The sequence below is a fragment of the Fibrobacter sp. UBA4309 genome (assembly GCF_002395745.1).
Taxonomy (GTDB): domain Bacteria; phylum Fibrobacterota; class Fibrobacteria; order Fibrobacterales; family Fibrobacteraceae; genus Fibrobacter.
Genome location: NZ_DGUN01000021.1, coordinates 1 through 10,520 on the forward strand (window position 1 = coordinate 1; position 10,520 = coordinate 10,520).

Sequence of the window (10,520 nt, forward strand, 5' to 3'; positions counted from 1 at the left end):
CCGCTGCCGCTCCTGCCGCTAAGGCTGAAGCCAAGCCCGCTGCCGCTCCTGCTGCTGCTCCGAAGGCCGAAGCTAAGCCCGCCGCTGCCCCGGCCGCTCCTGCCGCTGCCCCGGCTGCTGCCCCGGCCGCCGCAAAATAATGCGCACGGTTATACCGGTTTGAAGAATGTCCTGCGCCCAGCGCGGGACGTTCTTTTTTTTTATTTCTTTTTTCCCGCGACGCGGTTTAAAATATATCTTTGGGGAGAAATTCCCCGGAACTCTCTTTTATGCCAAAATTATTAGCTCTCGCTCTCTTTTCCGTATTGTTCCTTGCCGCCTGTAACGAGCAAAAAAAGATTGAATCCCTGCAGAACGAGTCTCTCGCCCTTGAATCCCGAGTTGATTCGCTGAAGGCCGAAATCAAGAAGGCCGAAGACATTGCAAAGAATTCCCGCATCATCCTCGATACGGTCCGGGCGGGCGAGGGCCCGTTCCATCTGTTCCAGCGTCTTGATTCGCTAAGGTGGGTCGGTGTAGAAAACAGGGACAAGAATTTTGTAAACGACTTGGGCAAGGTCTATGCCGCCATGCAGGACAGCGTGGAATTCAAGCTCCGCGTAGGTGAAAAGTTTTATATATCGGTCGATGCGAACGGCCACGTGCAGCGCTTCCGCTATGCGCCGAACGTCGTCACGTCGCACGTGGTCGTGAATTCGGATACCGGCTATTCCTACATGCTTATCGAAAAGCCCGTCGTAAGGAGACAGTCTGTGTACGAGGGCGCGCTCGAAGAAGGCTCTACGCTGAACGGCATCCTCTTCAAGGTCGGCATTCCCGCCCGGATGGTGGGAGTCGTGAGCGGCGTGCTCCAGTGCAAGGTCGCTTTCCCGCTGGCACGAGCAGGGGACCGCTTCCGCGTGCTTCTGGAAGATTCCTACTACCAGGATTCCATCTGGGTCAGCGGCAAGGTCATCTATGCCGAATTCGAAGGCCGAATCGTTGGCCACCACGAAGCCTTCCGTTACGAAGACGAAGACCCGAGAAGCTCGTACAATGCCCACTATACCGAAGCGGGCGACGCCCTGATTTTCGATGGCCTGCGCTATCCGCTGGAACACTTGCGCATCACGAGTTCGTTCGGTTCGCGCATCCACCCGATAACGGGACAGCGCAAGGTGCACTACGGCGTTGATTACGGCGCCCCGACGGGTACGGTCGTGCATGCTGTTGCAGAGGGTGTAGTGACGGTTTCCGGCTACGACGAATACAGCGGCAACAAGATCGCCATCAAGCACAGGGACAATTCCGTGAGCTGGTATATGCACCTGCAGTCGAGAGGCGTGGGCATGGGGGCCAAGGTGTCGCCGGGCCAGGCCATCGGCCGCGTCGGTTCTACGGGACGCAGCACGGGTCCGCATTTGCATTTCGGATTTAAAAATGCCCAGGGTGCGTGGATAAACCCCCTGAGCAAGACGATGATTGCAACGCCCAAGTTGGCAGGTGCAAGGCTTGCCCGCCTAAAGAACCAGGTTGCCGATATCCGCAAGGAAATCGAGTTGACCCTGGCTGCTCCTGCGGTAAAGGCGAACGATACCACCGACGTGATGGTGCGTTCGCGCAGGCTGGACTAACGGGGACGGCGCTCGGCAATCTTGTAGCGGCCGAGGTCTCCGCGGGTCGGAATCTTTTTGGACGAACGCTTCACCAGTGACTTGTAGTGTGGACGGATAACCTTTCCGTAGCCGGCCGTGCGCTGCATCGTGCCTTCCTTGGCAATGTCGAGGGCCGTCTTGAGCATGTTTTCGTAAGTGTCTTCTTCTACGTCAGGCTCGATGCCGACCATGTGGTAGGTTTCCCCTTCGGTGTTGTAAGAAATGACCGCCGTTACCATGACAGCGCCTTCCAGGTAAGTGGGGATAATCGTGTAGCCGACACCCTTGCCGTAGGTGACCTGGCCGACAAGCGGGCTGTGCCTGTTGGGCAGAACGGCGGCAAGAGTCACTTCGGAACAGCTGGCAGAATTGGAATCCGCGATGAATACCAGGTAGCGGTTGCTGGCCAGGCCGGTCTTGCTGGAACGTACGACGGAGTCCCGGATTTCCTGTTCCTCGGTATTCTCTTCGTTTACCTTGTATTGGATCATGAGGATGTCGTCTTTCGAAAGCATTTCTTCGGAGACTCCTATGCACTGGTCCTGGTCGCCGCCCGGATTGTGGTGAAGGTCGATGATGGTCGCCTTGGTGCCTTGGGTGGCCAATAGCGCTTCGACGAATTCTCCGTGAGTGCCGTCTTTGTTAGGCGTGTTCTCGCTGGCGAATTCCGAAATGCTGATGACGGCGATGGAGTCGATTACCTTGTATGTAACAGTAGGTGAAATGTAGGGGATGATGGTAAGCGTGTCGGTGATTTCGATTCTTTCGCCATTCTCGTTGCGGGCGACGGTCACGGGAATTTTTTGCCCGGGGGAGCCCGTTTCCATGACGTAGACGATACTTTCGTTGTAGACACGCGCATCGAGTTCTGTGCCCCACATGACGAGGAGCGTATCGTCGACGCGGAGATTGCTTTTTTCGGCGGCAGATCCCGTGAACAGTTGGGCGATAAGGAAAGCCTTTGTCGAGTCGGAAGTGTTGACTGTCTTTGCGTTGATTCCGAGATCGAAAACGGAGTCTCTTGCATTGAAGTCATTCATGAAGTCGTCGTAGCTCATTGAAAGAGGGTCGATGTAACCGGTGAACTGGTCGTTCATCGATTCGCACATCAGGTGGCCATCCAGAATTTCCGAAGGGATTTCTTTGGCGTACAACGGATAGGCCTTGACTCCGTAGCCGATGTAATCCTTGCGCTTCTGGAGCTGGCTGTACCAGGGGGAGCCTTCGGGTTCCAGCGAATCGCTATGGGCGAAAATGTAGACGTAGTCCAGAATTTCGTAGACGGTCTCGAATTCCCTCTGGAGATCGCTCATGTTGTCCCAGATGGCCTGGGCTTCTTTCAGTGTGGTGACGTTGTCCAGGTCGGCAGGATTCACTTTTCCGTCGAGATCCAGTTCGTCGTCGGCGCCGCCGACGGTACAGCCGCCCATAAAGGCGAGCAGGGAAACGGCAATACCCCAAACAAAATATTTTTGCAGTTTCATGTTGGCTCCTTTATTCTAAAAATTCTTTTTCTTGCAAGATGGCTCCGCCGATATCGTAGTCGCTGCTGTAGCGACGGATTTCTTGTATCGGAGCATCCGGGAAGTCGGTTCTCTTGGCGAGCTTGGCCTTCTTGGTGCCGAAAACTTTTTCGACGGTTTCTACGGCGCATGATGTCATGGTCATGATGTCGCAGGTGTAGTCGGGAACGATTCCCTTGTGATGGTAGGAATTCCCCTTGGGAGTCAGGAATTCCAGGTTGGTGATGATGGCGAGTCCGCCATCCTTGGTTTTCCAGTTCGTCTGTCCGATTCCCTTGCCGAAGGTCGTTGTGCCGGCAAGCGGGATATCCGTATTCTCGGTGACGGCCGCGGCAAATATCTCGGCACAACTCGCGCTGCGGGAATCGGCCAGCAAGATAAACTTCCCGCCTTCTCCGGGGTCGCCCGCCGTCGCCTCGATGCTCTTGTCCCTGCGGATCGGGGTGCCGTCGGGATCGAACGCCCTCCAGCTCCTTGTCGAAAGCGTTCCCTTCTTTACGAAGAGGTCGGCTATGGAAACGCATTGCTCGACATGGCCTCCGGGATTGCCGCGGATATCGATGACGCGGGGCTCGGGCGAGTTCTTGGTGGAATCCAGGTAGGCGCGGAGTTCCCCGTACGTCCCGTTCTCCATGTCGGCGGTGTTCAGCTTGAATTCGGTGATGGTGACGAAGATGGTCCCGTACAGCGTGTCGACGAAAATGGTCGGCGCATAGACGCTTTCTTTTTCCAGCTTGAACGTGTATTCGGTGGAATCCCTGGTCATGAACAGTTCGACTGTCGCCGAGGTATCCAGCACGGAGTTGTATATGCTGTAGGCGTTTGCCGAGCAGAGGTCGTTCCCGTTAATGCTCCTGATGTTCGCGTAGCGGGGGACGCCGGCTTTCCCGGCGGGGCCGTTCGGGTAGACGCGGTAGATGTAGATGGGGCATTGCGCGTTGTCGTTGATGAGGTAGGTCACGCCGATGTCGCCGGGCACGAAACTGGTGTTGATGCTTGTCTCGGCGGCTTCGCTCTTGGACGGAACGATATAGCGCGTGTACGGGTCCTTGAGTGCCCGGTAGAGGATCTGGACGGAATCCCCGGTTTCGGGGAGGTTGTCCAGTTCGTCTTCGAAGAGGTAGGTGCGCTGCAGAAGCCAGTAGTTGTACTCGAACTCCGTCGGTGCGGGAGTGCTTTTCACCGGCGTCAGGAAATCACTGCACGCCGTTAGCAAGACGAGGGAGGAAATGGAGCTAGTTACCAGACAATTCTTGATCGTGGCAATGAGAAATTTCAACATTTCATACCTGCAAGTCTGGTAACTCAGAACTAGTAACTATCAACTATAAACAGCGCTTACTGGTCGATGTTCAGTCCCTTCTTGTCGAGCAGCAGGCGGGGAACGCCTTCTTCCATGGGGTTCTCGATGATGGAGATAGTCTGGAGGCTGTCGCAGTCGGCCAGGGCTTCGGGGAGGGTCGCGAGCTGGTTCGCGTCGAGCACGAGTTCACGGAGCTTGCCGAGTTTGCCGAATTCGGCGGGGATGGCGCTCAGCTGGTTTCCGGAAATCATGAGGATTTCCAGCTTGCCGAGGTGGCCGAGCGTGCTGGGAATGCTGGTCAGTTCGTTATTGTCGAGATAGAGCTTGACGAGGCTTTCCATTTCGCCGAGGCTTGCGGGAATGTCGGTGAGCATGTTGTCGTGCAGGCTGAGCTTCACGACCTTCTTCCAGTTGCCGATTTCTTCGGGCAAGTCCATAAGCTGATTCTTGGCGATGTTCACCGTATGGAGGTTCGTGAGCTTGCCGATGGTACTCGGCAGTTCGGAAAGGCTGTTGTAGCCCAGGTACAGGTGCTCGAGCTTCGTGAGGTTGCCGATGGAGTCGGGGAGTTCCATGAGGTCGTTCTCGCTCACCGAGAGGCTCTTGAGGTTCTTGAGCTGTCCCAGTTCGTCCGGAAGCTCCACGAGCTTGTTGCGGTCGAGGTTCAGTTCTTCGAGAGACTCTATGTCAAAGAGTTCCTTGGGCAAGATACGGAGGTCTTGCTGGGAAAGGTCCAGGGAAGTGGCCTTCTCGGCCTTGGCTTTTGCAATAACATCCATCAGATTCATAGGGCGTCTCCTCGGGTTCTTACTTCATAAATCATAACATTTTAAATCATAGCATTTTTAACGTGGCTCGTATGGGGTGGAACAAAAAAAAACAGCTATTTGTTCTCTAGGCACCCCATTGACAAAACGGTTCGGATTTGGTTGTACTGCAAATATGATTTTTTTTGAATTTTTATTTAAAATTGCCTAATTCTGCATAAATCAGCAATATTTGTATTGTAATATTGTTTGCTTTCCGTAGAAAAAAGAGGTAGTTTATAGGCATGAAACAGATTACTGAATACACGGATTACCGTCATTACATATTGGACTATTACACCGAGCGCAAAATGAAGGGTGCGTTCACGTGGAGGGAGTTTGCCCGTAATGCGGGCTTCTCTTCGCCGGTGTACTTGAAGCAGGTGAGTGACGGCCAGTTCAACTTGAGCGCGGAGGCGGTCGAGCGCGTGGCCGCCGCCATGGGCCTTACGGGGCTCGAGCTGCTCTACTTTCGCGCCATGGTCAAGTTCAACCACGCGCCCGATGACCGCAACAAAAAGCGGTATTTCGAGGAGATGCTCTCGATTGCGGGCGATGGCAAGGTGAAGGTTTTGGAGGGAGACGCCTTCAAGTTCTTTAGCAGCTGGAAAAACCAGGTGATCAGGGAACTGGCTTACGCCATGCCAGGCGCGAAGCCCCTGGAACTCGCCCATGCTTGTCGACCCAAGATTACGGCAGCCGAAGTTTCCGAAACACTGAAGTTCCTTACCCAGGTGGGGTTACTGCGCAAGGACGAAAACGGAAACTACAGCGTGGTCGACAAGGCCGTGACGACGGGACCCATGGAGGTCACGCCCGTCGCGGTTCGCGGCCTTCATCGCGAAATGGGCGAGTTCGCGCTCGAGGCCATCGAGGGGGTCCCCCTTTCGGAACGTCATTTTTCGGGCCTTACGCTGGGCGTTACCCAGGAGGCCTACCAGAAGATTGTAGAAGAAATTGCCGCCTTCCGCAAAAGGGTGGTGGCCATCGCCACCGCCCAGAGCGAGACGGATCAAGTGTACCGCTTGAACTTGCAGTTCTTCCCCATGACAAAAATCACAAAGAAAAATTCAAAACAATAGGCTAGGAGCAGTATCATGAAAAAGTTTAGCATTTATACAACGGCAGCGCTCATGGCGCTTGCATCGAATTTCGCAGGCTGTTCCTCGGACGGTGACGGTTCCGTTGCCGGCAACAGCTCCGAAGAAACGGGAATCATCGCCTTGGAAAATATTTCCATTGCAGGCGTGGCCCGTGTTGGCTTGATCTTGGAAGATGACCAAGAATCTGATTCTGTACAGCGGGAAGAACCGTTGATTACGATATTCAATAATTTTGACAAGGGTTCGGTGGTGACCCTCCATGAACTGGATTGCAAAACGTTCAACGAAACTGGACGAGATTATGGGGGTAATGTCTATGACGACGAAGGCGCCTACAAGGTCGATAGTATTACGATTACGTGCCCGTATGTTTTGGTTGAGGTTTCTGGAAAACTCAATAAAGGCTATTACGATGATGGTCGCACGGCTTCTCTCCGGGCCTTGGTGGACTTACAAACTTCTAAGGAGGTGAATGTCAACGTATTGACTGGCCTTGCTGTTGAGGGTATTTTGAAAAATGTCAAGGCGGGTTCTAGTTTCGCCAACGCAAAAAAGAATGCGGAACAGGCCGTGCTCAAAACCTTTGGAATCTACGATGGCCTTGCGAGTTTTGATTCCATGGACATTTCGGGTAATACTAGGTCGGACGGCGCCTTGTATGCCGTAAGTTACCTGCTGCGGAACTTCTTGTATTATACGCAGAATGTGGTGTACTTGTCCCAAAACATTGCTAGCGGGGAGGAATGGCTAGATGATTCGCGCATGTTGCAATTTGACCTGCAGGGCGGTACTTACAACAAGTCGACCATAGGTAAGGGAGATTTGGCTGACATGGCGATTCGGGCTCGAATGTACAGGTGGCCGAACGAATGGGTGGCAAAGTACTTGCAGAACTATGTTTTGGTGGGATTTGATTTGGATCGGTGTCAGGAATCCAACCAAGGTACTGAAGTCGCCTTGAAGGAATATTACGTGGCACGCTGTGACTCGGGGCTATGGCTCGTGAAGGCGAATTACAGCAACTATGACTTTGGTTTGAGCTACACTACAGGTACCATGGTGGATTCGAGAGACAATCACGAATACAAGACGGTCACCTATGATGTGGACGGAGTTGTACAAACCTGGATGGCAGAAAATCTGAATTATGCCGGTGTTGATAGTTTGCTGTGCCCCGGTGGAGAGAACGCTAATTGCGATACCTATGGGCCTCTTTACCCGTTGAATGTGGCTATGGGAATCTCCAATACGCAGAAGTTCCCGTTGGGTATTATAAGGTTCGGCTCTATGGAAAACTGCCTTGATGAGATGAAGGATGGTGCAGATTCCAGCGAATGGCGCGCCCATTGTGAGAAATATTTCGATGGAACGTATCTGGTTGTTGGCGGGACCTATAATAGGGGCGAGTACGCTTATGGAAATCTCAATCGTTGCGTGACCGATATGGAAGACAGTGTTTCAACCGAGGATGCAGAGGATTACTGCGGTGTTTTGTTTGGCGAATTACGAGATTTCGGATGGTTTAAGGCTGAGGAAGGAGGCTACGCCATGTTTTATGCCGCCGACGAGGATAGCGTTTACCACCTGCAGCCCCAGGGCATTTGCCCTGAAGGTTGGAGACTCCCAACGGATCAGGATTTCAAAGCTCTTGAAAAGTGGGTTGGGAAAAGCCGATTTGGCGTGGTCATGAAATCGACGACATGGCCCGAAGCATGGGTAGGAGGGCGCCTTATGTTGGAAGGGGCCGATGCCGTTGGGTTCAATGCGCTTCCGGCGGGCTATGCCGGGGAGGACATTTGTCAGTTTGAAGAATGTAATTTAGGTAAGGGGGCGACTTTTGCTCTTCAGGGAGGCTCATTCTATGTAATTAGCTCTGATTATGCGGCAGGATACGCGCGTATAGGCAACATTGCAGTTTCCGTCCGCTGCATCAAGGATTCTGCCGAAGCTCGCGAATAAAGCCCCAAAAAGAGCGCCATACGCCGATTGCCCAAAATGTACGGATGAGCCCTTGTGTAAACAAGCCCGTCATCCGTACAGGAGGGCTTTTTTTATAAAATTTATACAGATGTGCACTAAAACATCCATGTAAGTAGTAGTTTTTGCAAAAGATTTGTTATTTTTGTACTCAAAATCGTGTTTTGAAACTATTTTTAAGGTGCGAAAATCGGCTTTGGTTTCCCGCATGACAAAATTGTGCGAGATATCATTAGTATAATAATTGAGGAAAAAATGGAACTTACAAAATCTCAGGAACGCCGCTTAGCCTTCGTCGCTAGCCTTTTGAGTTTGAATCCCAACGACCCCAACGACCGAATAAAAGCTCTCCGGCACCTGAACCTGGATGAAAACGGATGTTTTCACGGTTTTCAGTATTCTCAGGGCTTCATGGAATTTTTCATCTTCCTCGATGAAGATACCCCGCTCGAAAGGGTCGTCGCCCATTTGAATGCCGACCTCAAGCAGCTCCAGATTGCTGTTTTCCGTACCAGCGACCCCACCAATCCGTTCTTCCTCTCGCTCCGCGAAGAAGCCGATCCGTGGGCCGTCAACAAGATTTCGGACGATGCCGACGAAGAAGAGGATTCCGATACCCCGGCAAGCCGTCCGTACATGGAAACGCTCCAGATTACCGTGCTCCGTACCAAGTCCAGCCGCGACGTGACGGACTCCGAACTGGAACGCACCCTCAAGGATATGCGCCGCAAGCTTTCCATCTGGAAGAACGAAGTCAAGGCGAAGCTCGAAATTGTCGCCGAACACGACGACCTCACCAAGGACTTGCGCAGTGCCGATGACAAACTTGAAATTGTGATGAACTCCGAGCCGCTGCACCTCACCAGCGACCACGGCGAACTCTTCCTCGGATTCTGCCCCATCCGTACGATTTTCGATTACCACGTAGCCCTCGGCAAGCGCCTCAAGACGAAGCACAACATGGCCATCGTCTCTAGCAACATCCGTACCTACCTCGGTAACCTCACCCATACGAACGCCGCCCTTATCGACGCCTTCCAGACCATGGAACGTAACGACGACGAAAACGTGAACCTCGACGACTTCCCGTTCCTCCATAACGGTATGACCCTTACGGGCGATGACCTCCGTGCCAAGGAACGCGACGGCAAGAAGGTGCTCGTGATCGAACGCCCGAAGATCATCAACGGCGCCCAGTCCCTCTTCACCTACGAACAGTACGCCAAGAAGAGCAAGAAGCCGGTGAACCCGATGGTGCTCGTGAAGGTCGTGGTGCCGTACCCCGGTGCCGACAACTTCCTGAACCAGGTGACCATGGCCAACAACCGCCAGAACCCGGTGTTCAGCTACCACCTGCGTGCCGCCGACGACCTGCAGTTCTTTATCTGGCAGCGTTACCAGGAAGAAGGCTTTACCTACGTTTACAAGGACGGCGTGCGCCTCAAGGCACGTACCCGTAAGCTCGAAGTGCGTATGCGCCCCGAACTTGCCAAGACCCTCTTCATGATGGACGGCAAGCTCAGCGAATGCCGCAGCAGCGACTGCATCTTCGACAAGGAAACCCTGTACCAGCGTTGCTTCGGCGCGTTCGTGCGTGTTTCCCCGGACAAGGAAAAGGATTTCGTCCGCAAGACCATCGCCTTCACCAAGGCCTGGCAGCTCCTCAGCCGCCTGCCCATCAAGATCCGCAAGGTGGTCCCGGGCCAGGGCGTCTCTATCGAGGCTAACGACGACAACCCGCTGACCAAGATTACGTTCAACGGCCGCCTGGAAGACAAGTTCATCTTCCGCAGCGCTGTGAAGGACCTGGTCGTGGCTCTCGCCCTCAAGCACTGGCTCATCTTCGGCGATCCGATCCAGGATTTCGAATGGCTCGTGGAAAACGAACTCAACTTCAACGATTCCATCCTCAGGTACGCTTCCAAGATCTACACCGAAGACCTGAAGGGAATCCTGATAAGCGAATTCAAGGACAATCCGGCCTACTACGACACGATTACCACTATCGACAAGGATAGCGGCGAATCCGTGGAACGCCGCCTGTGGAAGGGCTTCGCGAACACTGCCACCTACGACAAGATGATGGATCTCCTGGTCAAGAAGAACCGCTCTTGGGACAAGTGCAGGGGCGGAATCGAATTGTTCCTGTAACACTTGAAATTGTTTGCAAAAAC

The 10,520-nt window shown here is 53.5% G+C and carries 7 protein-coding genes; 4 read left to right on the forward strand and 3 right to left on the reverse strand.

Annotation, left to right across the window (positions count from 1 at the left end):
- Positions 1–269: 269 nt before the first annotated feature.
- On the forward strand, positions 270–1,613 hold the full coding sequence (locus tag B3M32_RS02085; protein ID WP_290743173.1) for a peptidoglycan DD-metalloendopeptidase family protein: 1,344 nt from the start codon (positions 270–272) through the stop codon (positions 1,611–1,613).
- Here B3M32_RS02085 and B3M32_RS02090 read toward each other — a convergent pair.
- From B3M32_RS02090 to B3M32_RS02100, 3 genes are read right to left on the reverse strand one after another with little or no spacing between them, the layout of a single operon-like run.
- Complete coding sequence (locus B3M32_RS02090; protein WP_290743176.1) at positions 1,610–3,118, reverse strand: S41 family peptidase; 1,509 nt, start codon at positions 3,116–3,118, stop codon at positions 1,610–1,612. The two genes, B3M32_RS02085 and B3M32_RS02090, sit on opposite strands and share 4 nt — an antisense overlap.
- Before the next feature lie 10 nt (positions 3,119–3,128).
- Positions 3,129–4,439, reverse strand: coding sequence for a S41 family peptidase (locus B3M32_RS02095; protein WP_290743179.1), 1,311 nt, complete (start codon positions 4,437–4,439; stop codon positions 3,129–3,131).
- Positions 4,440–4,495: 56 nt separating this feature from the next.
- Complete coding sequence (locus B3M32_RS02100; protein WP_290743182.1) at positions 4,496–5,248, reverse strand: leucine-rich repeat domain-containing protein; 753 nt, start codon at positions 5,246–5,248, stop codon at positions 4,496–4,498.
- 263 nt (positions 5,249–5,511) lie between these two features.
- Here B3M32_RS02100 and B3M32_RS02105 point away from each other — a divergent pair, with 263 nt between their 5' ends.
- The 3 genes from B3M32_RS02105 (at position 5,512) to B3M32_RS02115 (ending at position 10,497) form a co-directional block, all read left to right on the forward strand.
- A complete protein-coding gene (locus B3M32_RS02105) occupies positions 5,512–6,348 on the forward strand; it encodes a TIGR02147 family protein (RefSeq protein WP_173555197.1) in 837 nt (278 codons plus the stop codon).
- A gap of 15 nt (positions 6,349–6,363) precedes the next feature.
- Positions 6,364–8,328: an FISUMP domain-containing protein gene (locus B3M32_RS02110; RefSeq protein WP_290743185.1), complete on the forward strand. Its 1,965-nt coding sequence runs from the start codon at positions 6,364–6,366 to the stop codon at positions 8,326–8,328.
- Positions 8,329–8,601: 273 nt separating this feature from the next.
- The gene (locus B3M32_RS02115; RefSeq protein ID WP_290743187.1) at positions 8,602–10,497 is read left to right on the forward strand and encodes an AIPR family protein; all 1,896 of its coding nucleotides are present in this window, start codon (positions 8,602–8,604) and stop codon (positions 10,495–10,497) included.
- The last annotated feature ends 23 nt before the right edge of the window (positions 10,498–10,520 follow it).